30 protein-coding genes are annotated in these 26,078 nt (G+C 33.6%); 6 read left to right on the top strand and 24 right to left on the bottom strand.

What is annotated here, in order from left to right; all coding sequences use genetic code 11:
• Positions 1-167: 167 nt before the first annotated feature.
• The 5 genes from IMCC3317_RS23180 to dapF all read right to left on the bottom strand — a co-directional run bounded on the left by IMCC3317_RS23180 (position 168) and on the right by dapF (position 3,707).
• Entirely contained in the window at positions 168-806 is a 639-nt protein-coding gene (locus IMCC3317_RS23180; RefSeq protein ID WP_160131832.1) for a hypothetical protein, read from the bottom strand.
• Positions 807-915: 109 nt separating this feature from the next.
• Positions 916-1,824, bottom strand: coding sequence for a DUF2279 domain-containing protein (locus IMCC3317_RS23175; RefSeq protein WP_160131831.1), 909 nt, complete (start codon positions 1,822-1,824; stop codon positions 916-918).
• Positions 1,825-1,827: 3 nt separating this feature from the next.
• Positions 1,828-2,412, bottom strand: a complete 585-nt coding sequence (locus IMCC3317_RS23170; protein WP_160131830.1) for an endolytic transglycosylase MltG — start codon at positions 2,410-2,412, stop codon at positions 1,828-1,830.
• The gene (locus tag IMCC3317_RS23165) at positions 2,413-2,934 is read right to left on the bottom strand and encodes a GNAT family N-acetyltransferase (protein ID WP_160131829.1); all 522 of its coding nucleotides are present in this window, start codon (positions 2,932-2,934) and stop codon (positions 2,413-2,415) included. It abuts the gene before it with no gap.
• Complete coding sequence (gene dapF, locus IMCC3317_RS23160) at positions 2,928-3,707, bottom strand: diaminopimelate epimerase (protein ID WP_160131828.1); 780 nt, start codon at positions 3,705-3,707, stop codon at positions 2,928-2,930. Before dapF ends, IMCC3317_RS23165 begins: the two co-directional genes overlap by 7 nt.
• 493 nt (positions 3,708-4,200) lie before the next feature.
• Here dapF and IMCC3317_RS23155 point away from each other — a divergent pair, with 493 nt between their 5' ends.
• Entirely contained in the window at positions 4,201-5,616 is a 1,416-nt protein-coding gene (locus IMCC3317_RS23155; protein ID WP_160131827.1) for a trypsin-like peptidase domain-containing protein, read from the top strand.
• Between the two features lie 67 nt (positions 5,617-5,683).
• Here the strand turns inward: IMCC3317_RS23155 and IMCC3317_RS23150 are convergent, their stop codons facing one another.
• Positions 5,684-5,914, bottom strand: a complete 231-nt coding sequence (locus IMCC3317_RS23150) for a class I lanthipeptide (RefSeq protein WP_160131826.1) — start codon at positions 5,912-5,914, stop codon at positions 5,684-5,686.
• A gap of 19 nt (positions 5,915-5,933) precedes the next feature.
• On the bottom strand, positions 5,934-6,137 hold the full coding sequence (locus tag IMCC3317_RS23145; RefSeq protein ID WP_160131825.1) for a class I lanthipeptide: 204 nt from the start codon (positions 6,135-6,137) through the stop codon (positions 5,934-5,936).
• A gap of 210 nt (positions 6,138-6,347) precedes the next feature.
• Here IMCC3317_RS23145 and IMCC3317_RS23140 point away from each other — a divergent pair, with 210 nt between their 5' ends.
• The 3 genes from IMCC3317_RS23140 (at position 6,348) to trmD (ending at position 9,329) form a co-directional block, all read left to right on the top strand.
• A complete protein-coding gene (locus IMCC3317_RS23140; RefSeq protein ID WP_160131824.1) occupies positions 6,348-7,796 on the top strand; it encodes a glyceraldehyde-3-phosphate dehydrogenase in 1,449 nt (482 codons plus the stop codon).
• 245 nt (positions 7,797-8,041) lie between these two features.
• Positions 8,042-8,641 (top strand): tRNA (guanine-N1)-methyltransferase, encoded by a 600-nt coding sequence (locus tag IMCC3317_RS23135; RefSeq protein WP_160131823.1) that lies wholly within the window; start codon positions 8,042-8,044, stop codon positions 8,639-8,641.
• Between the two features lie 10 nt (positions 8,642-8,651).
• Entirely contained in the window at positions 8,652-9,329 is a 678-nt protein-coding gene (gene trmD / locus IMCC3317_RS23130) for a tRNA (guanosine(37)-N1)-methyltransferase TrmD (protein WP_160131822.1), read from the top strand.
• Positions 9,330-9,456: 127 nt separating this feature from the next.
• On the opposite strand, the gene IMCC3317_RS23125 is transcribed toward trmD, so the two are convergent.
• The 3 genes from IMCC3317_RS23125 to IMCC3317_RS23115 all read right to left on the bottom strand — a co-directional run bounded on the left by IMCC3317_RS23125 (position 9,457) and on the right by IMCC3317_RS23115 (position 13,528).
• Positions 9,457-9,888, bottom strand: a complete 432-nt coding sequence (locus IMCC3317_RS23125) for a hypothetical protein (protein ID WP_160131821.1) — start codon at positions 9,886-9,888, stop codon at positions 9,457-9,459.
• Positions 9,889-10,505: 617 nt separating this feature from the next.
• Positions 10,506-12,953, bottom strand: coding sequence for a tetratricopeptide repeat protein (locus IMCC3317_RS23120; protein ID WP_160131820.1), 2,448 nt, complete (start codon positions 12,951-12,953; stop codon positions 10,506-10,508).
• A 2-nt stretch (positions 12,954-12,955) separates the two neighbouring features.
• Positions 12,956-13,528 (bottom strand): hypothetical protein, encoded by a 573-nt coding sequence (locus tag IMCC3317_RS23115; RefSeq protein ID WP_160131819.1) that lies wholly within the window; start codon positions 13,526-13,528, stop codon positions 12,956-12,958.
• A gap of 514 nt (positions 13,529-14,042) precedes the next feature.
• On the opposite strand from IMCC3317_RS23115, the gene IMCC3317_RS23110 reads away from it, so the two are divergent.
• Positions 14,043-15,380: a hypothetical protein gene (locus IMCC3317_RS23110; protein WP_160131818.1), complete on the top strand. Its 1,338-nt coding sequence runs from the start codon at positions 14,043-14,045 to the stop codon at positions 15,378-15,380.
• 68 nt (positions 15,381-15,448) lie between these two features.
• On the opposite strand, the gene IMCC3317_RS23105 is transcribed toward IMCC3317_RS23110, so the two are convergent.
• The 6 genes from IMCC3317_RS23105 to IMCC3317_RS23080 all read right to left on the bottom strand — a co-directional run bounded on the left by IMCC3317_RS23105 (position 15,449) and on the right by IMCC3317_RS23080 (position 18,727).
• A complete protein-coding gene (locus IMCC3317_RS23105; RefSeq protein ID WP_160131817.1) occupies positions 15,449-16,057 on the bottom strand; it encodes a MarR family winged helix-turn-helix transcriptional regulator in 609 nt (202 codons plus the stop codon).
• 373 nt (positions 16,058-16,430) lie between these two features.
• Complete coding sequence (locus IMCC3317_RS23100; protein WP_160131816.1) at positions 16,431-16,694, bottom strand: DUF2024 family protein; 264 nt, start codon at positions 16,692-16,694, stop codon at positions 16,431-16,433.
• 47 nt (positions 16,695-16,741) lie between these two features.
• The gene (locus IMCC3317_RS23095; RefSeq protein WP_160131815.1) at positions 16,742-16,975 is read right to left on the bottom strand and encodes a thioredoxin family protein; all 234 of its coding nucleotides are present in this window, start codon (positions 16,973-16,975) and stop codon (positions 16,742-16,744) included.
• A gap of 453 nt (positions 16,976-17,428) precedes the next feature.
• Positions 17,429-17,839: a hypothetical protein gene (locus tag IMCC3317_RS23090; protein ID WP_160131814.1), complete on the bottom strand. Its 411-nt coding sequence runs from the start codon at positions 17,837-17,839 to the stop codon at positions 17,429-17,431.
• Entirely contained in the window at positions 17,836-18,342 is a 507-nt protein-coding gene (locus IMCC3317_RS23085) for a hypothetical protein (protein WP_160131813.1), read from the bottom strand. Before IMCC3317_RS23085 ends, IMCC3317_RS23090 begins: the two co-directional genes overlap by 4 nt.
• Before the next feature lie 10 nt (positions 18,343-18,352).
• On the bottom strand, positions 18,353-18,727 hold the full coding sequence (locus tag IMCC3317_RS23080; RefSeq protein WP_160131812.1) for a hypothetical protein: 375 nt from the start codon (positions 18,725-18,727) through the stop codon (positions 18,353-18,355).
• A gap of 249 nt (positions 18,728-18,976) precedes the next feature.
• Between IMCC3317_RS23080 and IMCC3317_RS23075 the strand changes: the two genes are divergently transcribed.
• Complete coding sequence (locus IMCC3317_RS23075) at positions 18,977-19,144, top strand: hypothetical protein (RefSeq protein WP_160131811.1); 168 nt, start codon at positions 18,977-18,979, stop codon at positions 19,142-19,144.
• Between the two features lie 165 nt (positions 19,145-19,309).
• On the opposite strand, the gene IMCC3317_RS23070 is transcribed toward IMCC3317_RS23075, so the two are convergent.
• Genes IMCC3317_RS23070 through speB form a run of 8 tightly spaced genes read right to left on the bottom strand, consistent with a single transcriptional unit; the run spans position 19,310 to position 26,040 of the window.
• On the bottom strand, positions 19,310-19,909 hold the full coding sequence (locus IMCC3317_RS23070; protein WP_160131810.1) for a hypothetical protein: 600 nt from the start codon (positions 19,907-19,909) through the stop codon (positions 19,310-19,312).
• 35 nt (positions 19,910-19,944) lie between these two features.
• Positions 19,945-21,324 (bottom strand): 30S ribosomal protein S6--L-glutamate ligase, encoded by a 1,380-nt coding sequence (rimK, locus tag IMCC3317_RS23065; protein ID WP_160131809.1) that lies wholly within the window; start codon positions 21,322-21,324, stop codon positions 19,945-19,947.
• 30 nt (positions 21,325-21,354) lie between these two features.
• The gene (locus IMCC3317_RS23060; RefSeq protein WP_160131808.1) at positions 21,355-22,878 is read right to left on the bottom strand and encodes a bifunctional GNAT family N-acetyltransferase/carbon-nitrogen hydrolase family protein; all 1,524 of its coding nucleotides are present in this window, start codon (positions 22,876-22,878) and stop codon (positions 21,355-21,357) included.
• A 46-nt stretch (positions 22,879-22,924) separates the two neighbouring features.
• Positions 22,925-23,341: a VOC family protein gene (locus IMCC3317_RS23055; protein WP_160131807.1), complete on the bottom strand. Its 417-nt coding sequence runs from the start codon at positions 23,339-23,341 to the stop codon at positions 22,925-22,927.
• Positions 23,307-23,759, bottom strand: coding sequence for an NUDIX hydrolase (locus tag IMCC3317_RS23050; RefSeq protein WP_160131806.1), 453 nt, complete (start codon positions 23,757-23,759; stop codon positions 23,307-23,309). The genes IMCC3317_RS23055 and IMCC3317_RS23050 overlap by 35 nt, the downstream gene beginning before the upstream one ends.
• A gap of 46 nt (positions 23,760-23,805) precedes the next feature.
• The gene (locus IMCC3317_RS23045; protein WP_160131805.1) at positions 23,806-24,120 is read right to left on the bottom strand and encodes a hypothetical protein; all 315 of its coding nucleotides are present in this window, start codon (positions 24,118-24,120) and stop codon (positions 23,806-23,808) included.
• Between the two features lie 14 nt (positions 24,121-24,134).
• Positions 24,135-25,109 (bottom strand): deoxyhypusine synthase family protein, encoded by a 975-nt coding sequence (locus IMCC3317_RS23040; RefSeq protein ID WP_160131804.1) that lies wholly within the window; start codon positions 25,107-25,109, stop codon positions 24,135-24,137.
• The gene (speB, locus tag IMCC3317_RS23035; protein WP_160131803.1) at positions 25,099-26,040 is read right to left on the bottom strand and encodes an agmatinase; all 942 of its coding nucleotides are present in this window, start codon (positions 26,038-26,040) and stop codon (positions 25,099-25,101) included. The genes IMCC3317_RS23040 and speB overlap by 11 nt, the downstream gene beginning before the upstream one ends.
• Positions 26,041-26,078: the final 38 nt, after the last annotated feature.

The raw sequence follows: 26,078 nt of genomic DNA, 5'->3' as shown, positions 1-26,078 counted from the left end.
CCTTTCAACTTTTCACTTTTCACTTTTCACTTTCGTAAAGTTTAATTGAAACTAAAAACAAAGTACATTGAGTCTTTCGACTATCGCTCAAGATAAACTTAGTCGAAATGAAAAAACCTCAGCATATTTCTATACTGAGGTTTTTTCTTAACTAAACTTTAGCGTTATTACGCTTTTGCTTTTTTGTCGGCTTTGATAGATGAAACATCGTACCCTGCGAATTTCTTCATGTAGTGTCTCACTGTAGATCCGTAAGCATCAGCAAATCCTTGTGATCCGCCGCTTCTTAAATACTTCTTTACGCTTCCTGGTCCGGCTAAATGTGCAGCTGCCAAAATTCCTGATTCGGTAACTAATATTCCATTCATCCGTTTACCTACTGAGCGTTTAATGTCTCTTCTAAGAATCCACTTATTTCTTGATGCGTTTGCTTCAAATGCCTTTTCTTGTAATTTTGGATTTTGTAAAAATGCTTGCGGATTGTAAATTCCGATCATTTCTAAAGTTCCTCTTCCAAATTGATACTTTCCAAGATACCCAAAAGTGTTTACAACGAAATAATTTCCTTGCGATTCTTTAAATGCTACTGCTTCTTTGAAACCCAAATATTTATTTCCAACATATGGAATTGGCGCTTCTTCGCTTGTAGCTTCACCATAAGGTAGCACTGTAACTAACTTAGATGTTGTGTTATGTATTTCTATATTATTTTTAAGAACGTTGGCTTCTTTTTTAGAAGTGAAACCTAAACTTACAAATGTTAAAACAGCTATTAAAATTATAAATTTTATTGCTCCTTTTCCCATAAAAATTTGTTTTCTTTAAGACTTACTAATCAATTAATTAAGCTTAAAATTTCAGCGTGCAAATATACACATTATTTTTTAATATGGGTTTTAGTATGTTAAAGTATTCTTAAAAGTAGATTGCGTGGAACTTCATTTTACCTAAACTATTGATTTCCAAAGTTGGAGCAGGAATTTTAATGAAGTTTATTACGCTAAACACACTATTCAGAAACTTAGAATTTGTCTCTATTTTAGTTAAATCGATATCAATACTAAGGTAGAACTGCCTGTATCGTTGCTGGTTTGGTACTATTTGGAGTTGCGTTTCCTTCGTTCCGGCAATTAAACCTTCGGCTCCGTAACCAAAAGCGACGTTGAACCATTTTGGAATTTTGCTTTGTTTGAAGAACGAATGTACGTTTGCGCTTAACCAATATGTTTGTCCGTTATAGTCTTTCAAAACTTCTTCTAAAAAGCCATCTCCGAGTTTATTTGGGCGAATTTCTGCAAAGCGTGTTCGATGAAAAGAATACTTCAATTTGATGCGTTGCTCTTCCCATAATAATTCTTGTCCGACGTATAAGCCTGTTCCGAGTCCATTTGCGGCAATATCTCCAAAAGATGCTCCCCATTCAGCAGAAAATCCATCCATGACTTCTACAGCAGTTAAAAAGCTAAATCCGAGCGTTGCGCCATAAATGAGTTGATTTTTTTTAGATACTCCGCTCCAATTCAGTACTTTAGCACCAATATTACCCACATAATACGATGTTAATACGTGTCCAGCTTTGTCTAGTTGCAACCATTCATCATTGTCATTTATAAAATGAAAAGAAGAACGTTGAAAATCTGCATACCAAATTCTATCCAAACCAACCAAAGTCAACGCCGCCAAAGAAGATTCTGTAATAGCAACAAAGTTTCGTCGTGGTTTATGTAAAGTATCTGAAACGATCCAAAAATTTGGTGGCGTCAATTGCGCACTTGCCACATTCACCAAACAAATAATAAAAAAAAGTTTTAAGAGTATTTTCATCAATTATTGACGTTGTTTTCTTTTTTCATAGTTTTTATATACAATTGACCTAAATTCTTCCGCAGAAGTATTCCAAGGAATTGTATACGTATGCGCACCATATATATATTGTAGATCTTTGAGTCCATATCCTTTCTCATTAAGGTACACCGTATCAATCAGTATTTCATGCATTTCAGCTTCGCTTGCTTCAATTTGAATAGAAATATCTCTGGCAATTTCTTTTATCATCTTTAATTCATGACTCGCAGGAAGCGTAATTTTTACGAGTTCGCTTTTACCTTGTAATGTTTTCACAATATCATTACTATTCATTCCTTTTCGGATGATGTACTTTCCTCCTTTTACATTTTCAATATATCCTTTTTTCTTTGCCAACGTCACAAATGATTCTGTATCTGTCAATAAAGGTTTTAATTCTTTTTGAACGAATAAAAAATCAGCATCCGAAGGAATATGAATATACGCTTCTTCATTATTGAACGCTGTAATTGGCTTAAATATGGTTTGTGTAATGTTGTAGATGACAAAAAAGCCAATGACGATTCCTGTGATTAGAATTCCGATAAGTATTTTTCTGATATACATTTAGGATAGTTTTTGATAAAATAGTTCATTTTTAAATTTGCCATTGACGAAATTCCAATCGCGCTTGACGCCAATTTGTTGAAAACCTAGATTTTCAAATAGTTTGATACTTGCCTCATTTTCTTCTCCAATGTTTGCAAATACTTGATGTACGTTTAAGTGTTTATAAGCGTATTCACAGACTAATTGCAAGGCTTCTTTTCCAAATCCTTTGTATCTGTTTTCGCTTTTCGCGATTAATAAACCAATGCCAACACGCTTGTTTTTTGGATCAAATTCAAAAAGATCGATCAAACCAATAGTTTCTTGTTCTTTAGAAACCATAACCAAACGCAATTGTTTTGCTTCGTAAATATCTTGATGCGCATTTTCCAAATACTGCTTGATCAAAAATCGAGAATATGGCGTTTGTGTTGCGCTAATTTCCCAGATAGATTCGTCATTTTCAATATCATAGATAAAATCCAAATCTTCAGGTTCTAAAGCGCGTAAATTTAATAGTTTTCCAGTAAGTGTTAGCATGAAATTTCTCCTTTAAATACGTATGTTGCTGTTCCTTTTAGGAAGATATTTTTGTATGATGTTTCATCGCGTTCAAACGAAACCTGCAATGTTCCACCTTCTACTTGCAATGTAATTTCGGTTGCAGTAGTTTCTTTTAAATGGTGCATTGCAATAGCGACAGCCGTAACGCCAGTTCCACACGAAAGTGTTTCATCTTCCACGCCTCTTTCGTACGTTCGCACTCTAAATTCAGTATTGGAAATCTTTTTAACGAAATTCACATTTGCACCTTCTTGAAAATAGGGTTTGCCATATCGGATTTCAGCGCCTTCTTTTTTGATGTCAAATTGATCTATTTCTTCTTTAAATGTCACATGATGTGGCGAACCTGTATCTAAAAATACATAGTTTTCATGTAGTTCAATAGTTGAAACATCTTGCATTTGTAAGTGAACAATATCGTCTTTTATCGTTGCGTAATGCTTTCCATCAATCGCTGTGAATGTTGTTTCGTTTTGGATGACTCCGAGAAAATTCGCGAAAGCGACCATACATCTTCCGCCATTTCCACACATCGTACTTTCGTTTCCATCAGCATTGTAATATACCATTTTAAAATCGTGTTCAGCATCGTGTTCCAACAGAATCAATCCGTCAGCACCAACGCCAAATCTTCGATCGCATAAATGATTGACAAGTTTGGTATCATTCTTTGGAAATGTTTCTTGTCGATTATCAATCAACACAAAATCATTTCCAGTTCCTTGATATTTGTAAAAAGAGAGTTGCATTTATTTTGTTTGATAGCTGCAAAAGTACGAAATAAAAGATAGGAAACCTTACAAGAATCAAATCAAGAAAGTGTATTAAAAACGTGTTTGATATTCGTTTTAAGTTCTCTTTAACAGACTTGTTAGAATTGAATTTCATGAAAATACGAAGAATCTAAATTAAAGACTCCGTTCTTCAACGGAGTTAGTTCAACTTACACTTTTGAGTTCGCCTTATTAGGCTTCTCAAAATTGAGTTTCATGAAAATACGAAGAATCTAAATTAAAGACTCCGTTCTTCAACGGAGTTAGTTCAACTTACACTTTTGAGTTCGCCTTATTAGGCTTCTCAAAATTGAGTTTCACTAAGTTAAAATGTCGTTAAAGTTAAAATATGACTACAATAAATATGTAATTTTAAGTGTTCTATATCGACAGAACGCACATAAACAGATGATAATTTACTACAAGATTGTCATTTATGAATTACTAACATTAAATTAATTTAAGATATATGAAAAGATTTGCAACTTTACTTTTAGTTTCTGTTTTAGGAGGCGTAATTAGTATTGGAGCTTATAAAATTTTCTCAGAAACCCCTGAAAAAGTTGAACAAGCTTCCGTTTTTGAACAACAAACATACGTACCAACGAATTTCGTTAACAATCCAACATCAAATGCAGCTACGGCTGGAATTGATTTTACAGAAGCAGCAGAAAAAACAATACATGCCGTTGTACACGTAAAGAATAAAATTACGACAGTTGCGCCAAGAAGTATTTGGGAATTGTATAATGGAAAAGGACAATCGCAAACTCAGATTGGCTCCGGTTCTGGCGTGATTATTACGCCTGACGGATATATTGTAACTAATAATCATGTGATTAAAGGATCAAACGAAATTCAAGTTACTTTGAATAATAATAAAAATTATATTGCCACTTTGGTGGGAACAGATCCAAATATGGATATTGCTTTGTTAAAGATTGAATCTGACGAAGAGTTTCCATATATTTCTTTTGGAGATTCTGATAATGCGAAGATTGGCGAATGGGTTTTGGCGGTTGGAAATCCTTTTAATTTAACATCTACCGTAACTGCGGGAATTATTAGTGCCAAAGGAAGAGACTTGAACGAAGGCGATAATTTGAGACAATCTTTTATTCAGACTGATGCCGCTGTAAATCCAGGTAATTCTGGTGGCGCATTGGTAAATACCAACGGAGAATTGATTGGGATTAATACTGCAATTACTTCACAAACAGGATCATATATTGGATATTCGTTTGCTGTTCCGAGTAATATTGCGCAAAAAATTGTGAATGACTTGTTAGAGTTTGGCGATGTACAGAAAGGATTGCTGGGAGTTTCTGGCGGCTCAATGAATTCAGTCGTTGCTGAAAAATTAGGCACAGAAGAAACGGAAGGTTTTTATGTCAGCAAAGTATTTGCAGATTCTGGAGCTGATAAAGCAGGAATTATTCAAGGTGACATTATTAAGAAATTAGACGATGTTAAAGTGTCTAAATTCTCAGATTTGTCAGGATATTTAAGTTCAAAACGTCCTGGAGATGTTGTAAATGTTACTGTTTTGCGTGATGATTCGTATGAAACATTTGCTGTAACTTTATTAAAAGAAGAAATTTCTAGCAGTGTTCGTTTGATGAATATGCAGTTAGAAAATTTGAGCAAAGAAGATGCTGCCAAATATGAAATTCAATATGGTTTGAAAGTTACTGGCAACGATAACCAACAATTGCAGAGTGAATTGGGAATTACACCAGGTTATATTTTAGTGGAAGTGAATGGAAAGAAAGTACAATCTGCGGAAGCGTTAAAAGGTTTCTTAGACAATTACGGCGAAGATCAAATTAAGATTTTAGCATTCTTAAATCCAAAAGGACAATACGAGCGTTTTATTTTTAGATAAACGCCATCTATATATGTTGGAAAAGCGAGATACCTAAAAGTATCTCGCTTTTTTTAAACGCACTACATTAGCAATTAACTCCTACTTCGGTAACACCTGAAACAGGTTGACATGTTTGCGTGTAATAACAGGTAACATCTGTTAATTCACATTCAACAACAGAACAGCGATACGGATAGGAAACACAATTATCTTGAAGCGATTCTTGTGCGCGTCCACCTTTAGTTTTTTGAGCATTTAAATCAGCAACTTGTGCTTTTTTTAAACTCAACTTTGAACTGAAATTCCTTTTTTTCATGGTTTACTAATTTTAATGGTTAATTTTTTGGTTGACATGTTTCCGTGTGATAACAGGTAACATCTGTGTAATCACATTCTTGAATGGAACATCTGTACGGATACGACACACAACCTCTTTGCAATGTATCTTTTGCAAGTCCTCCAGTTGCTTTTTGAATGTTTAAATCAGCAATTTGTGCTTTTTTTAAACTCAATTTCGAATTGAAATTCTTTTTTTTCATGGTTTACTAGTTTTGGCTCCTACTCTATTTACTATAAGGCTTTTCAGATTCCGCCTATATTTAATGAAAGCTTTCATTACAAAGTTAGGTTAGTGTAGATTTGTTACCCAAAATTATTCAACAAAAAAACTCTTTTATTTAGTTACGAAAACGTTTGAAATTGTATACTTTTGCGCAAAATTGTAAACACAACTACATAAACGTAAGACTATGAGTTTTAATGACATTTACGAAAAGGAACTCACTTTTCAAGCCGACAGAAGACGTGCTACCGTTGAATTTATTAAGAATGTAAGCGATTTATGGTATGATAAATCTATTGAGCTTGTTCTTTTCAGAAATCAACTAATTGACAGAAATGTGAGTGAGATTTTGAATCTACACGAATATGCAGGGCAATTTGTACAAAAACCTATTTCTATTTTTGATACTGTTGAAATTGCACAAGCAATTGCTAAGATTGATCTTCCGCCTTCTAAAATTGATATCGGGAAATTAACGTACGAGTATCATTTAGAAGATAATCAGCATACAAACGCAACTTCGTTTGTGGTTGATAAATTAATGGACGCGAAAGACTCTTCTGAAATTACACCGAAAGATGTTGTTTTATATGGTTTTGGTCGTATCGGACGTTTATTAGCTAGAGAATTAATGACACGTACAGGTCGTGGAAATCAATTACGCTTACGCGCGATAGTAACTCGTGGAAAAGTTGATAAAACAGTTTTAGAAAAAAGAGCTTCTTTATTACGCAACGATTCTGTTCATGGAGATTTCCCTGGAACTGTTGGTGTAGATGTTGAAAATTCAGCACTAATTATTAATGGAACTACGGTTCATATTATTTCGGCAAACGGACCAGAAGAAATTGATTATACAGCATTCGGAATTAGCAATGCATTAATCATTGATAATACAGGTGCTTTTAGAGATAAAGAAGCGTTGGAAAGACATTTAATTCCAAATGGAGCTGACAAAGTATTATTGACAGCGCCAGGAAAAGGAATTCCAAATATTGTATATGGCGTTAATCACCAAGAGCACAATCCTGATGAAGTGGATATTTTCTCAGCAGCTTCTTGTACAACAAACGCAATTACGCCAGTTTTAAAAGTTGTGGAAGATTCTTTCGGATTAAAACATGGACATTTAGAAACGATTCATGCGTATACAAACGACCAAAATTTGGTAGACAACATGCACAACAAATACCGTCGTGGTAGAGCTGCTGCATTAAATATGGTAATTACAGAAACTGGTGCTGGAAAAGCAGTTGCCAAAGCATTGCCATCGTTGGAAGGGAAATTAACGTCTAACGCAATTAGAGTTCCTGTTCCAAATGGTTCTTTAGCAATTTTAAATCTTGAAATTGAAAGCACAACTTCTATTGATGGTGTCAATGCGATTTTTAAGAAATACGCTTTAGAAGGTGATTTGGTAGAGCAAATTAAATATGAATTGAATGACGAATTGGTTTCTTCTGACATTGTTGGTTCTTCGGCGCCATCAATTTATGACAGCAAAGCAACGATTGTTCGTGAAGATGGAAAAAATATTATTTTATATGTTTGGTATGATAATGAATACGGTTATTCGCACCAAGTAATGCGGTTGGCGAAGTATATTTCTAAAGTAAGACGTTATACGTATTATTAGTAGAAGATAATTATATATAGAGAGAAGTTGTCTAAAAAGTGTTAAACAACGTCATTACGAGAAATTTTTTTAATTTCGAAGTAATCTGTAAATCAATAACTTAAATTTAACAGATTGCTTCATTTCATTCGCAATGACAGCTTTTCAGACAGCTTCTTTTTTATTCACAAATCTCTTACGATTTCACACAATAAATAAAAATATCTTCGTTTATTTGACAACTGTTATTCTTAACCTGAAAGATGATGAAAGTGAAACACTTATTCTTAACAATAACGCTGTGCTTTTCCGTGCTAGCTAGTGCGCAAAATGTAGCAAAAAACGCTAATTTACAACTCAAAGATGGACCGATTGCCGAGCAATTTGAGTTTATTCTTAAAAATTCGAACAAATACCAAGATTATAAAGTTGTAAAACGTGTTTGGATTGAAAAGTTACAAAAAAACGTTGCTGATTCTATCAATGCAGTCCAAAAAGAATTTGATGCAGAAATAGCAAAAGTTGCCACACAACAAGCTGAGATTGATACACTAAAAGCGGATTTAGCTGCGGTAAATCAAAAAATAGACAATTTAAACACAGAAAAAGATAGCATTTCTTTACTTGGTTTGCAATTGAGTAAAGGAACATATCAAGCATTAATGTGGGGAATTGTTGGTGTATTGGCGATTTTATGGTTGTTTTTCGCATACAAATTCAAAGCGAGCAATACCATTACGAAAGAAGCAAAAGCGAAACTTACAGAAACAGAAAACGAATTTGAAGAGCATCGCAAACGTTCTTTAGAACGTGAACAACAAGTTCGAAGAAAACTTCAAGACGAAATCAATAAGAATAAAAGTTAATTTCTACAAAATGCGCATCGATATTATTTCCGTAGTTCCCGATTTATTAAAAAGTCCGTTTGAAGCTTCAATCTTAAAAAGAGCTATTGACAAAGGTATTGTGGAAGTTCATGTACACAATTTGCGTGATTATGCTGTTGGAAATTACAAATCTATTGACGATTATCAATTTGGTGGCGGCGCAGGAATGGTGATGATGATTGGGCCAATTGATCAATGTATTTCTGATTTAAAAGCGGAACGTGATTATGATGAAATTATTTATATGACGCCTGATGGAAAAACCTTAAATCAAGGAATTTCGAATGAGCTTTCGCTGAAAGGAAATATTATGATTCTTTGCGGACATTATAAAGGTGTTGACCAACGTGTGCGCGATCATTTTATTACGAGAGAAATTTCTATTGGCGATTATGTCCTTTCTGGTGGCGAATTGGGCGCGGCAGTTTTGTGTGATTCTATTATTAGATTAATTCCGGGTGTTTTAGGAAATGAAACATCTGCCCTAACCGATTCGTTTCAAGATAATTTATTAGCTCCGCCAGTATATACACGACCTGCAAATTATAATGATTGGGAAGTTCCTGAAGTTTTATTATCTGGAAATTTTCCAAAAATAGAAGCTTGGCGCGAAGAAGAAGCGTATCAACGAACTAAGAAATTACGACCAGATTTGTTGGACGATTAGATTGTTGGACTCGCTGTCGCTCTTGGTATTTTGGTATGTGAATATTTACCCAACTCATAAACTAATAAACTCTTAAACTTATAAACCCATCAACTCATAAACCTTTTCAACTCATAAACTAAATTTTTCATTCAACCATTCTATGAATAATTACATACGCACCCATTCTACTTTGCTGTTCTAAGTTGCCATCACAACTATCCCAATGTCCGTCACGAAACTCAACTTCCAGCGTGACAACCTTAATTTCTTTAGCTATCGTAGCGAGTTTAGTCTCTAAATCTTCACGACTAATGTTACTTTCACAGAATTTTATATAATAATCTTGTATCGAACGCCGAATGTAAATTTCGGTTTGTTTGGTAATCTCGCCATTTTTTTTGACAAAATTTTTAATAACTATTGGTACGGATATCATATACTTTCCCTTGCTAGATGATACATCTTTTGTTTTATTTTTTGCCATAACTATTTTCTTTTGATGTACACAAGATTCTGTAACTAGAAAAATGATACACACTAATATACATACACTAAATGGTAGTTTTACTTTTCTCATTTTTCAATATTTACAAACATATGTTAACAGAATTCCTATTATTTTTCTAAAACTACAACTTTTTCTGAGATTACAAAAAATACGGAATTTTGAAATTTTACGACTAAAAGTGGATTGCATACTATCTAAAAAGCGTTACACATAAAATAAATACCGTTGTTTAATCTTTCTTTTAGGTTGATGACATATATAATTACGGTTCCACAATATATACTTCGGGTTGAATATAGAAAAGTTTCGGTTCTATATAAATTATAAGCATTGACACAACCCAAAAAAAGAAGCAACAAACCCAAAATAATGAGCAATGAACCGCCTAATAACAATATTCATAGGGCTCAACATTAATATTTAACCGCTTTTTTTCTTTAATCAACCTCGAACAATGATTATAGAACCGAAACGAACTATTATTGTACCCGAAATAGGTGGTTCTGAACCGCAAAAAGATGGTTTTAAATGGTAATTAAGAAACGTCATTGCGAAAATAGCACATTGAGCATTGTTTAAAATCAAAATATTTTTTGATTGAAAACACTTAGCGTAGCTATCGAAATGTGGCACATTGAGCGGAGTCGAAATGAGCTTGAAGCAATCTTATACTTGGAACCACAAAATCACGTACTCCACTCCAAACTTTTAAGTTTTTCAATAATCCAAGCATAATTATTTTGAAACTCCACATAGCTTGGAAAATTAGTAGTTAACTCTTCCCAAATAACCTTTGCTTTTTGTAAATACGGTATTCCTTTTTCTTTTTGGTTTAGTTTATCAACATATAAACTACCCAAATTTAAATATGAAATTGCCAAGCCGTTTTTAAAACGCACATGACTCGGATGACTTTCATATAATTCTTTTTTCAGCTTCACGCCTTCTTCAAAAAATACCAAAGCTTTGTCTAAATTTAAAAGTGCAGTGTGTGTTTCTCCAAGTTTTTCATACGAAATTGCCAAGCCATTTTTAAAACCTATATGACTTGGATGGTTTTCAGATAATTCTTTTCTTAGTTTTGAATACGTTTCAATAAACGCCAAAGCTTTCTCTAAATTTCCAAGTGCTGTATGTGTTACACCAAGTTTAGAATACGAAACTGCCAAGCCATTTTTAAATCCTACATGACTTGGATGGCTTTCAGATAGTTCTTTTGTTAGTTCTAAATACTCTTCAAAAAACGCCAAGGCTTTATCTAAATTCCCAAGTGCTTTGTGTGTTTCACCTAGTTTAGAATACGAAACTGCCAAGCCATTTTTAAAGCCTACATTATTCGGATGGCTTTCAGATAGTTCTTCAAATAATTTTACTTCATCTTCAAATAATACTAAAGCTTTCTCTAAATTTCCAAGTGTTGTGTGTGTTTCTCCAAGTTTTTCATACGAAACTGCCAAGCCATTTTTAAAACCAACATGACTCGGATGATTTTCAGAAAGTTCTTCAAATAGTTTCACTTCATCTTCAAAAAATGCCAAGGCTTTATTCAAATTTCCAAGTGCAGTATGTGTGACGCCAAGTTTTAAATAAGAAATTGCCAAGCCATTTTTAAAAACTACATCACTCGGATGGTTTTCAGATAGTTCTTCGAATAATTTTACTTCATCTTCAAAAAACTGCAAGGCTTTGTCTAAATTTCCAAGCGTTGTGTATATTGCGCCAAGCTTTGAATATGAAATTGCCAAGCTATTTTTAAAATCTATATTCGTTGGATTACTTTCAGATAGTTCTTTAGCTAATTTCGAATAGGCTTCTAAAAACTGCAAGGCTTTGTCTAAGTTTCCATACGTTTTATAAAAATTTCCTACTCGCTCAAATACAACAGTTTTGTTGTGATTTAAAACCTCAAAATTATATACAAAGGTTTCTGCATAACTCACCACTTTTTTAATTTCTTCAAAATCTCCTTCAATATGTCCAATTCCTAATTCGTAATCCAACATATTAATCAATAAATTTACTAAAGACAACGTATCATCTTCTAATCTATCTTTATTTTGCACCCTAACTATCTCAGATATAATAGGATTCGTTTTAAAACTTTGAAACGCTTTGTCATAGTCTATCCAACCTTTTTGTGATAGCTCTAATAACACAATATCTAATTCTTCTATACTTGGTAAAAACTGTTCCAAATCGTTAAGAGGAATAGAAGTTGCGGGCAATACTGCAAAAATGGACAATATTTGTTTTTCAGCTTCTGAAAGTTCCGAAATATCATACATAGTACTGATAATGGCTTCTGGTGTTGCTGGCAGCAATTTGTAATCTGAACGTACTTTTTTGCTTTTACTAATAGCCAACACACCTTTCTTCTGAATGTCTTTTAATAACTTTTGCAATGGATAATGCGCTCTAAGGTCTGTATTAAATTTGTTCAGATTCTTTGCCAATAATTCAATAATCAAAGTATTGTACCCAATCGCTTTTAGTACAGCGTCTAACAATTCTTGTTCTTCTTCTTTAAATGCTTTGTAATAATGTTTGAATAATCTATTAGCCGTTTTTTCATCCAAATGAGCAACTTTATGAGTCGCTATATCTTCATATTTTTCAATTCGTGAAGTCAGTAAAATATGTGTATTATGAAACTGTCGTAGTATTTGGTAGCTTTCATCTAAATCTTCTAGGCTATTCGCATTGTCTATAATAATTAACACTGGTCTTTTTAAAGTTGAAATTACACGAATAATTTCACGGATTTTTTGCAATTGTGCCATATTATCCTGAAAACGAATATCTAAGGACAACGCTAAAGACATAATAGCATCTTTAATACCTGTTTCGGAAACCAACCAAATTAAGTGTTTGTAATATTCCGAATATTCAAAGTAATATTGTGAGGCTAGCGTTGTTTTCCCAATTCCGCCTTTTCCGTTGACAAGTAGTAATAAGTGTTGGTTGACATCACTGCTCAACTTTTCATGAATCTGTTTTGTGCTATTCTCTCTTCCGATAAATACATTTGGCGACACAGGAAAACGACCCAACGCTTTGGGAATTTTTTTTCCGCCATAATCAAATATGGTATTCTTGAAAGTCGCACTATTAAATTGGTTGTGTATATCTGACATATTTAATTGAAAGTAGTATTGTTAAACGTTCCGTTATTGAATTGGGTTTTGATAGTTGCGCCTTTGTTATCAACATTAAAACTAGCACTTTCCGAAATATCATTTACTTTAAAATCTGCCAAAAGCAATCGATCTAATTCTTTATTGAATTGAATCCAGAGATTGTCAAAGTTTGTATAGAAACAGTAAAAATGTCCCAAGTCTTTCAGTTTGTTTTGAAACGCTTCCAAACTAGCTTCTTTTTCTACTTCTGAATTTTTAAAGTATGTAAATATGAATGGTTTTTTTGTTTCTTGAAAAGCACCAAAAGCCGTTATAAATTCTTCTTCTGTGTACTTCCCTACTTTTGTATGCGCAAGTAACACAAATACATCGCCGTCTTTTATGATTTTATTGTATTCGTCTTGCGAACGTGTTTTAGACATTTTCGCTGTGAAATCTTCCCAAATTTCTAGCTCTAGCCGCACATTTTCACCTATCCACAGATTACTTTTTCTGCTTATTTGAATTTCAAACTTTTCTCTATCTGACTTTAGTTCATTGGAAGACGCTAAGAAGATGCTGATGGTTTTCATGTGTTTTTTTGTGTTCTGGTATTTTGGTTTTTTGTTGATTTGTTGATTTGTTAATTTGTTAATTTGCTCTTCATTTTCAACTTTCAACTTTTAACTTTTAACTTTTAACTTTCAACTCTTCACTTTTAACTTTTCATTTCCATAATTCGTTTCAAAATACAAATTTTTCGCACACAATACCTAAGAAGTCTTTGTAATGCAAGAATATTTGTCAAAAAATAGTAGTGTACAATTAAAATGTATAAAATGCCACTAACTATATTTACGATTGATGCTGGTTTAGTATAAACATCAAACAATTTCACTTTTCATTTCGACCTCAGTTTATCTTGAGCAATAGTCGAAAGACTCAATGCGCGCACTTTTAACTTTTCATTTCGACTCCGCTCAATGCGCGCACTTTTAACTTTTCACTTTTCACTTTTCACTTTTTTCCCTAATCCCTAAACTTACTTTTTTTCGGTACAAATTTTGATGCACTTCCCATAACATTAACCGATTAAAATTTAAAGAAATGAAAACAGTTACCACAGTATTCGTTACCACTTTTTGCGTGCTTTTTAGTTTTGTACTCAACTCGCAAAACGATTGCACCAACACATTATCGTTATTCAATGAGAATGTAAAAACCAAAAGATTTACGGAAGCATTGCCTCAATTAGCATATCTGAGAGAGAATTGCGCCACGTTCCATTCTGCAATTTATGCGCGTGGAGAAACGCTGTTGGAACATGAATTAAATCAGGCAACTGATAAAGAAAATGCCGCTTTGGCGTTGATTCAATTGTATAAAGATAGAATCAAGAATGTTCCGTTGAAGACTAAAAAAGGAACTATTTTATCTAAAATTGGAGCTGTGATGATCGATTACAGTATTGGTTCCATAACAGCACAATATGCAGTTTTTGACGAGGCGTTTCAAACAGATCAGAAAAATTTTAAACATCCAACCTATTTGTATCGCTATTTTGAGTTGTATTATAAAATGTACATCGATGGAAATCATGGAATTTCATTAGAAAATCTGATTGAAAAACAGGAAGTTGTTGCAACCAAATTTACTTTCGAAAAAGAACGTTCTCTAAAAATTAAAAACGATGGTAAATCATCAAAAAAAGTTGATTGGGCAACCAAAAACATCGAAGCAATTGATACTTTTTTAAACAACATGAATTTGTTAATTGAGAAAGAAGCTACGTGCGAAACCTTGATTCCAATGTATCAAAAAAAGTTTGAAGTCAACAAAAATAAGTTGGATTGGATGAAGAAATCCGCAAGCACATTAGACGCAAAAGGATGCGAAAATGATGCACTTTTTATTGAATTAGTGGAAACAATTGACGCATTAGAACCTTCTGCAAAGACAAAATTTTTTCTGTATAAATTTCATGTCAGTAAGGGAAATTCAGCGAAAGCGAACGTATACTTAGCGCAATATTTAGACATGGAAACCGATGACTCGAAAAGAGCAACAGTATTGACGAATCTTGGGAATGAAGCTGCAAAAAACGGGCAGAAATCAAAAGCACGAAATTACTTTTTAGATGTTTTGAAAATTGATGCTTCTTCTGGTAAAACCTATCTTTCTATCGCCAGATTATACGGTTCTAGCGCAAATGAATGTGGCTCCGATGAATTTACGAAAAGAGCAACGTATTGGAAAGCCGCTGAAATGGCACGAAAAGCTGTAAACATTGATGCTTCGGTAAAAAATGAAGCAACGGAACTGATACATTTCTATATGGAATCTGCGCCAAGCAAAACACTAATTTTTGATAAAACATATACAGGCGGAGAAAAAATTCCGATGAAATGTTGGATTGGCGGAAATGCAATTGTTCCGAAGCTTTGATAGACTTGGTTAGACTTTTTAGACTTGCTTAGACTATTTAGATTGTTGGATTGTTGAATTGTTGAAATTTATGCGCTTTTTTCTTCAAATTCAGGACAATCTAAGCGAATGTCTTGGCTTTTTAACGTTGCTTGTAATAGATTGCAATAATCTGAAGTTTTGTTTTTTTGATAGAATTTACAAGCATAACACGTTCGTTGTACGGTTAAAATATCGTTTTGATTGAGTTTATAGATTAATTCGCTCAACGTTTTAAAAATATCTTCCAATACGGTTTCGTCAAATGTATCAACCTGCGCTTTTAACGGAGACGCAAAATCGTTCGTTTCTGTAACTAATTTTTTGCCAAAATCAGTCAACTGAATTGTATAACTACGCTGATCCGACGACGAAAAGTCTTTGAAAATCATTCCTTTTTTGTCTAAAATCTTTATCGCGTCACTAATTGTTGGTTTTGTAATATTAAATTCTTTGGCAAGATGACTCACGTTGCACAATTCAGATTTATGAAAAGCGACAAAGATTAAGATTTGGATTTGAATCGGACTCAAACCAATACGTTTTGCCTTTTTCCAGAGCAATAGTTTGAAAACTTCTGAAATTCGCTCAAGACCCGTAACAATTTTACTTGAAACATCTTGCGAAACGTTTGGATTGAATATGTTTTGATCGTTCATAAAAAAACCTGCCGAAATTATTCCCGACAGGCAAAGTTAGTAATCCTAATTAGATTATACCTAATAGATATTAAAATGACCGAAGAAAAATTGAATTATATTTTCTTTAAGTGAAACAGAAATAATTTTAAAGTAAGTGCTAAATATTTGATTTTTATTTTTTTTATTTTCGTTTTCTTTGCTCGCACAAAGAAAAGAAACAAAAGAAAGTGCGCTTTTCCAGAGGTATTTTTAGTTTTTCTTTTAAGGAAAAACTAAAACCGCTTGAATTCTTCTAAATTTTCTCCAAGGATTCGAAAATTCTTAACGAAAAATCCCAGCTATACTGCGGAAAAGACAAAAAAATACTCTGAAATTTTATATCTAATTCAGATTAAGCGCAATTTTCCATTTCAATAATAAAATATCCTTTCTGCTCAATAGCTGCGACTATTTCATCCGAGGCAGTTTCGATGTGACAAAATTTACATTCTTTCGTGGTTAATTCTTTTCCTTTTACACTTTTTGATTGTAAATAATCTGCTCCAAACGAGAATATTTTCTGTTCATCTGTAAGATTGCTTGGCACTAAAATATCAAAGTGCATTACACGATTATCTTCACGTTTTATATATGTATCCCAAACTGAAACTTTCATAATTGTTGTTTTTTAAAATTAGGATTCCTAACTTGTTAGATTAAAAATTAACCTTTTACATCAGCCATAGAAGCGCCAAAGTTGATATGCAAAACGTTTTTTGTTGGTGTTAGCAACGCTGGAACAGATTTTACACCAGCTTTTTCAGCTTCTGAAATTCTAGCGCGATCTTCTCCAATGTTGACAATTTCTACATGCTCTGCTCCTATTAAATTGATAATGTCGTGTTCTGCACTTACGCAAACAGGACAACCTGCGTGATAAAAAATTGATCTACTCATGTTATTATTTTTTGGTTCTTGCATTATTGCGATACAAATATAGTTAGGATTCCTAACTTATACAATTAAATTTTAATATTTCAGCGTTCCGTTGGAGAATAAAGTATGTTTTATTCTATAATTGTATATGAAAAAATTGATATCATTTATTGAAAAATATAACCAAGACAACAAATGGCAGCAATCCAAAATTGATAATTTTGTTTTTGTTTTTTGATGAGACTAAGAATTAAAAAAATAATAGTTGCTAAAAATAATACACTTGCAATTAGCTCAAAATAGCCAATCACTTCTATTAAACGAGTTTCATCTTGCGTAAGCGGATTAAAATTAATTATCAAAAAAAACACTACAATATTGATGATTAGTATCCATATTATAAAGTGAAATGCCCATTTATTATAATTAATATACCTCATTTCTATTTTCTATTTTCTATTTTCTATTGAAAAGCTATACTTTTTTTGAAGATAATTTCCAAAATACAATACTGAAGAAGATGCAGAAAAGCCAATCATTCGCACCATAAATTGTATAGAATATTCCTGCCATTGCGTCTTTTTCATACACTTCTGATAGGTTATTTTGAAGCAACCAATTGACCCAAATACAACCGTAAATTAGTTTTTCAATGGCAAATACAGCGACCAACCAACGTACATTTGCATAGCTTTTTGCCACAGAAATATAGGCAAATCCCCAAACGACAATCATTAGTAATCCGAAATTGGACATTACTGTTGCGTCATATTCAGGAATTACTGCATTTGTAAATACTCTGGAGAAAATAAGTACGCCAGTGATATTCATCAAGCCAGCAGCTACAAATCCTTTGGTAATGAGTTGATTGTTTGCGATGTTCATTGTATTTCGTTTTTTAAATTTCTTTTGAATAATTCAGCTAACACATATACAATTCCTGCTAAAAAGATGAATTCGCTTGCAATATATTCTGGAATTATTGCTTCATATTTTTCTAAAATTGCTACGTGTACATTGTGCAATATTGCAAGAATCAAAACGCCTAAAATAGCAATACTTATTTTATTTAGTAAGTCTGCAACTGTTTTAGTAACTGGTTTTTCGATATTGATCGTACTCAACAACTTTGTCGCAAACAACGCAATATACGCTAGCATGATATACACTAAAATATGATACATCACAATCATTGAATACTGCACAAAACTGTAGGTTTCGTAGCGTGACAAATCCATTCCGCGATACAAATCTTTCGCTGCTTCCGAATTGTCAATACTTACACCAAAAGCCATGATGAGTGCGCCAGCTTTTATGAGCAATCCGATAAAAGCAATCCACGCTAAAAAGCGCATGATTTTTAATAGAAGTTCCGTTTTTGAATTCATGAAATTAGTTTTATTCTTCTAGAATTCTTTTCAAATATACTTTTCGTGCTTCTCCGACAGTAAAATCAATGGTGTTTTCGTCTGTCCAATTAATGATGTACGTTCCTTCGCCTTCAATCTCTTTTTCAGAGCCAAACCACAATGATTTTGTTTCTTTATCATACGTCCATTTTCCTGTACGATTTGTTGTTTCGGACGAGTTTCCTCCTTTGAGCACGCCATCTGCTGAGAATTCCATCCAACGTCCTGTTACCTCATCATCAATTTCTCCAGAATTTTCTACTTTGTAAATTTCCCACTTTCCAACAATTGAGTTTGCCGTTTGTTCACATGATAGAAAACTAAAAATAGTTACGACTAAAATTAAGACTTTGATATGTTTCATGATGTTGATTTTTTTTAGGTAAATAAAAAGCTAAGATCAAACTTTTCCATAAATTAATCTTGCTAGAAACTACACAAATTTATAAAATGACGTAAAGTTTATGTTTTTGCTACTGTTTTTGACATGATTGTACATTCTGCGGAAGCGAAAAAATAATTTTTAATCATATGTTAAGTAAGGTATTCCCATAACCAACTCTGTTTTATATGAAGTAAATTATGGTATTATTAATACCTAAAAAACATAATCATGAAAAAAAGAAATTTGAAAGTATTGAAACTAAACAAAGAAAGAATCTCTGATATGAATGCCTCAGCAATTTCTGGTGGAGGAACACGTTTTTCTTGTGGTGTCCAATGTCCATTCGGACCTAAATCTGATTCTATGGATAATGATTGTAACACAGGTTGCTGCTAATAGAAATGTAAAAAGGCTAAGGTTGTTTAAAAAGTTAAAAATTCGTCAAACCGAACTTGATTCAGTTTCCCATAAACATTGAAAATCAAGATAATGAGATTCTGAATCAAGTTCAGAATGACGTTTTCTAAAGCTTATTAAACAGCCTTTTTGCTTTATGATTATTTATTCTTCTTCAAACATTTTTCGGCGTTCTTCGTCTGCTTTTCGTTGCAATTCTAAATTATCAGGATCGTTTATGAGTGCTTTTTCAGCTTCCATATAAGCTTCAGGACAATTATGACATTTCATCTCAAATAAGGTTACTGTCGGAATCATTTTTAGCGAAAGTCCAACAATACCAACTATACAAACACGCAGAATCATTCTTTTGTAAAATGAAGACTCCGCCTTTGTAATTCCTATTTTAATGGTTGAGATTAGCAATACAACTCCAAGCATTTTTAAACCATTAGACAAGTTATCATGTCCATAAGGCCATCTCATAAATACAAATAAAATGCCTATTACTGTTGTTGCCAAAGCAAATCCGGCACAAATACTTCCAATAATACGCATCGTACTTATTCCGCTTCTTGCTTCTTTATTTCCTATTTTAGTTAGTGGTATGTTATTAAATAACCAAAAACCTAAAAAGAAATATACCAGAAACAACACTAAAACTGAAAGTGTAAGAAGCATGTTGCTGAATGGAATAGCTATGACTAACATACTCAACATAAGCATACTAATGATAATTCCCACTGTTTTTTCAAGCTTTGTCATGAATCGTTTGTAGTTTATTTAGAAAGTATAAAAACCTATTGCTGCTTTAATTTCAGTTTCTTCTCAATAGCTTCAATCATAATATTTGCAATATCTAATCCTGTAGCATTTTCAATTCCTTCCAAACCTGGCGAAGAATTTACTTCTAATAATAATGGTCCTTTGTTGGAACGAATAATGTCAACACCAGCAACTGGCAATCGTAACATTTTTGCTGCTTTGATGGCAAGTTTGCGTTCTTCCAACGTAATTTTAATTCTAGAAGCCGATCCACCTTGATGAATGTTTGCTCTAAATTCTCCTTTTGCCGCTTGTCGTTGCATGGAAGCCACTACTTTTCCGCCAACTACGAAACACCGAATATCTTGTCCGTTGGCTTCTTTGATGAATTCCTGTACCAAAATGTTCGTTTTTACACTTTTAAATGCATTGATTACACTTTCTGCAGCTTTGGTAGTTTCTGCCAACACAACTCCTTTTCCCTGCGTACTTTCCAATAATTTGATGATTAACGGCGCGCCATTAACCATTTTTATTAAATCTTTGGTGTCTAATGGCGAATTCGCAAATCCTGTGATTGGAATTTGAATTTCATGCTTAGCAAATAATTGTGTCGCTTGTAGTTTGTCTCTCGATTGTGTGATTGCTTCCGCAGAATTTAAACAATACGCGCCCATTGCATCAAACTGACGCAGTAAAGCACATGCATAAAATGTAACCGATGGCTTGATTCTTGGAATTATTGCGTCAAATTCGTCCACAACATTTCCACCACGATAGCGAACTTGCGGCTCCTTAGCATCAAACTTCATGTATGCTTGTTCTACATTTAAAAACACCATTTCGTGTCCTCTTGCAATTCCTGCTTCCATGATGCGTTTGTTGCTAAACAATTCTTTGTTACTTGCAAGCAATGCAATTTTTAATCCTGATTTTCCTTTGGTTAAGTGTTTGTATTTTTCATAAATATCATTTTGTTTGAGCGTAGACTCTATGAATATTTTTGAAGAATCAATCATATATCGTTCGTTCAATGCTTCACGACCAAGAAGCATTTTGAATTCCATGGAATCACGATTGGTAAGCGTTAATTCTATTTCAAAAGTATTTTCCCCAATAGTTACCAACGATTTTATGACATAACGCGATTCCGCAACTCCACTGGAACTTTTTACCAAACGTTTGTCAAATACATTTGCACTACATTGTATTGCTATACTCCGATTTTCTTGAATCGGATGTACTTCAAAACTTATTCTTTTTCCATTACTACCTTCTATTAAAGTGATATTACTGGCTTGCATAGAAGATGTTTTTGCGCCTGAATCGATCCGTGCTTTTATAGCCGGAATTCCCAAATCAGTAAACGTACACCATTCTTCACTACCAATAATTTTTAATGTTGTTGAACTCAAATCTTGTTTCTTTTTTTTTAAAATTAATTTTTACTTCTTTCGGAGTTCAAAGATATCTTTTCTTCGATCTCTAAGGTTTTTCACAGCTCCAAATTGATTTAATTCTCGTAATAAGTCAATATCAACATCTGCAATTAGAATCATTTCTGTATTTGGAGTTGCTTCTGCTTTGACTCCGTTAGTTGGAAACGAGAAATCACACGGCGTAAATACCATAGATTGCGCAAATTGAATGTCCATGTTTTGAACTTTTGGCAAGTTTCCAACACTTCCAGCAATGGCAACGTAACATTCGTTTTCAATAGCTCTTGCTTGCGAACAATGACGCACTCTGGAATAACCGTTTTGTGTATCCGTCAAAAACGGAACAAATAAAATATCCATTCCTTCGTCGGCTAATAAACGACTTAATTCTGGAAATTCTGAATCGTAACAAATCAAAATTCCAATTTTTCCGCAATCGGTATCAAATGTTTTGAGTGAGCTTCCACCTTGCATTCCCCAAACTTTTGCTTCATCTGGCGTAACGTGCAATTTTTCATAACGTTCTATAGTTCCGTCACGTTTGCATAAATATCCTGCATTGTACAGTTTTCCATCGCGCATTTCGGGCATACTTCCAGAAATGATATTGATGTTGTATGAGATCGAAAATTCTGAGAATTTTGCTACAATTGCTTCCGTATGTTTTGCCAATTCACGAATTGCATCTGGCGTTGACATATGGTTATTTATTGCCATTAACGGCGCATTGAAAAATTCTGGAAATAGTGCAAAATCTGAGCGATATCCAGCGACTGCATCAATGAAAAATTCCGCTTGCTGCAATAATTCGTCTAAATCTTTATACGGACGCATTTGCCACTGAATCAATCCTAAACGTACATTTTTTTTCTTTGTAGCCGCTTTTTTATTGGGTTTTTCATAGTAAATATTGTCCCATTCCATTAGTATTGCAAATTCATTGGAAGCCGCATCGCCTGCCAAATAGCCTTTCATCACTTTTGCAGGATGAAAGTCATTGGAGATTTGAAAGTTCAGAACAGAGTCATTGATTTCTTTGCGCTTTACTTTTTCAATGTATTCTTTTGGGCTCAATGTTGCTGCATAGTTGTGATAGTTTGGCATTCTTCCACCAAACGCAATTCCTCTTAGGTTTCGTTTTTCACACAATTCTTTTCGGTAGTCGTATAAACGTCTTCCTAAACGCAATCCTCTGAATTCAGGTTTGATAAATACATCGATTCCATATAAAACATCGCCGTCATTTGTGTGTGCGTCAAATGATTTTTGAATGATGTCATTGTACGTGTGAGAATCTTCAAAAGTGTTGTAATCAACAATGATTGATAATGCACAACCTGCTATTTGCCCATTGATTTTCATCACAACTTGTCCTTCCGAAAATTTCTCGATTAAGGTTTCTATATGATGCTCTTTCCAATAAGAATCAGGCATACTTTTGTACGCCAAAATCATTGCTTCTTTTAATTCTTGATAATCATTTAAGCTTAAAAATTTAAGCTCTATATTTTCTATGTCTTTTGCTTTCATTTATTTTTTATTGCAATGAAGATTTTCATCGTGTTGCAATGTATAATCATACGTTTGTAAATATTTCTTCTTCGTCTTTAAAACTTTTAAATTCTACTTTATACCCATCAGGATCTGTCACAAAAAACGAAATGTGCTCACCAGCTTTGTTTTCTAAGAACGTAACTTCCGTAGTTACTTCGATGTTCATAGAGAATAGTTTTGTGTAGAGTTTTCCCCAAGTTTCTGTGTCCACAATAACACCAAAGTGAAATGATGGCAATACTTGTCCGCTTAATCGATAATTTTTGAAATCGAAGTTAAACGAACCTGCATTTGTAAATGTTAATTGATTTCCATACAGGTTAATGTCAATCCAAGTATTTGTTCCTCTTCCTTGACTTGCGCCAAGAATGTCTACATAAAATTCTTTCGTTTTTTTAATGTCGTCACATGGCAATGCGAGGTGAAATGCTGCTTTCATCGGTCTGTGGTTTTGGTTTCTTTTTAAATCTTTTTTTGAAATACTTTTTTGTTACTTTTTTATCTTCTTTGTCTAAATATGGCAATGTATCTTTCCAATACATCCAATATACATCTTTAAACTTCTCCGTTTCTACTACTTTGAATGCATCTGTTTTTAAAGATGCTACAAAATGATGTTTTATGACGGTATTCAATGCTTTTATAATCGCATTCGATTCTATATGCGAGAGTTTATTAAGATTGACACGCAACCCAATTTCCTCAAGTGTTTCACGCACCAGACTTTGTTCAAAAGATTCTTTTCTTTTTTTTATGCCACCTGGAAATGTAAGTTCTTTTACATTACCGATTTTTTCGATTACTAAAAGCTGATCGTCATTGATGACCAATAAACGTGTTTTATGAATAATTTTCATTGCTAGTGAATCTTAACGATTAATTTAACACATTCGCATTGATTTTTTATAAGTCGCCTTCTTCTTCTTCACTTGGCGGTTGTACAGCTTCTGGATCGTCATCTGCATAATCTTCATAATCATCTTCGTCGTAGTTTTCCATCGTTAATTCAAGTTTCACACTAACTTTTACTAAGTATTTTGTATCGCCTGAAATTACTTCTACTGCTTCCACAGATTCTCCTTGGGCATTTTTAAATTTTACAATGTTATCTTCATCATAACCAAAAGGATATTTGTCTACTAATAATCCTAAAATTTCTGGCGTTAATTTTTTAAAGTCAACAATGACACGTTTTAGATTGTCTTTTTTTGGTTGCATGTTTTATTTTTTAGCTATAAGTTTAGTAAGTAGGCAAATATTAATGGAGCTACAATGGTAGCGTCACTTTCTATAATGAATTTTGGCGTATCAATATCTAGTTTTCCCCAGGTAATTTTTTCGTTTGGTACTGCACCAGAATAAGACCCGTAACTTGTGGTTGAGTCACTTATTTGACAGAAATAATTCCAAAAAGGCGTATCCGTTCGTTCCATATCTTGGTATAACATTGGCACCACACAGATTGGGAAATCGCCTGCAATTCCGCCTCCAATTTGGAAGAATCCGATTCCGTTTTCTGAGTTTTCTGTGTACCAATCTGCCAAGAACGTCATATACTCAATTCCAGATTTTATCGTGCTTGCTTGCAATTCTCCTTTCATTACGTAGCTTGCAAAGATATTTCCCATCGTGCTATCTTCCCAACCAGGACAAACTATTGGTAAGTTTTTTTCAGCCGCAGCGTACATCCAAGAATCTTTTAAATCAATTTCATAGTATTCTTCTAAAACACCCGAAAGCAACATTTTGTACATATATTCATGTGGCAAATAACGTTCGCCAGCAGCTTCTGCATCTTTCCAGAGTTTGTGAATGTGACTTTGCAATCTGCGGAAAGCTTCTTCTTCAGGAATACAGGTATCTGTGACACGATTTAGTCCTTTTTCCAATAAATCCCATTCATCTTGCGGCGTTAAATCACGATAGTTTGGCACACGTTTGTAATGCGAATGTGCTACCAAATTCATGATGTCTTCTTCTAGGTTTGCACCTGTACATGAAATGATGTGTACTTTGTCTTGACGAATCATTTCAGCAAAGATTTTTCCTAATTCTGCAGTACTCATCGCGCCAGCTAAAGAAACTAACATTTTTGAACCTTTCGCTAAATTGTCCTCATATCCTTTTGCAGCATCTACAAGAGAAGCCGCATTGAAGTGTAAATAGTATTTTTCTATAAATTGCGTTACCGCACCTTTATTCTTCATCTTCGTCGTATTTTAAACGATTGATTTTGTCTTCGCTCGTTGCTGTGTATAAGTTTTCATTTTCATCATCTTCATTTTGCTCCAAAAATTTGTAGCTCAACATTTTATAGTACAGTTTTGCAGCTACAAAGTCTGATGATTTGTCATTTGGATTCGGGCATAATTCAACAATATCAAATCCAACCACATTTTTCTCTGCAAATACACGTTTTAAAAAGTCTAACGTTTCATACCAAAATAATCCGCCTGGTTCTGGTGTTCCAGTTGATGGCATAATGGAAGAATCAAACGCATCTAAGTCAAACGTAATGTAAACCGTATCGCCCATTGCTTCAATAGCATTGTCAACCCAATAATCATCTTTTGCCATATCGTGTGCAAAAAACACATTGTCTTCGTTCATTTCCGTACGTTCTATCGCTTCCATGCTACGAATTCCTACTTGCACCAAGTTTGTGTTTTGGTTAGCTTCGTACAACGCACATGCGTGATTGTATTTGGAACCTTCATACTCTTTACGCAAATCTGCATGCGCATCAATTTGCAAAACCGTTAGGTTGTCAAAACATTCATTAAAAGCACGCATTGCACCAATTGATATGGAATGTTCGCCACCAAATAAGGTTATAAATTTGTTACGCTTTATGTTCGTTTTGGTAATCTCATGTATAGCATTTACCATTGCTTCTGGCGATTCGTTTACTGTGACCGAATCTGCTAAGTAAATTCCTTGTTTATATACTTCGCTATCGGTTTCGATATCGTAAAGTTCCATGTTCTCTGAAGCGTGTAAAAATGCTTCTGGACCTTTGTCTGCTCCTTTTCCCCATGTACTTGTTCCGTCATACGAAACAGGGATTAACATGATTTTTGATTTTTCAAAACTAGCATATTCTTCAGGAATGCCAGCGTACGTTTTTTTGGTTTTCATTTTGTTTACTTGTTAATAAGACTTTTTTAAAGTTGTAA

This window comes from Kordia antarctica, assembly GCF_009901525.1.
GTDB classification, from domain to species: domain Bacteria; phylum Bacteroidota; class Bacteroidia; order Flavobacteriales; family Flavobacteriaceae; genus Kordia; species Kordia antarctica.
Note: the sequence above shows the minus strand (reverse complement) of the source record. Positions and strands in the feature narration are given on the sequence as shown.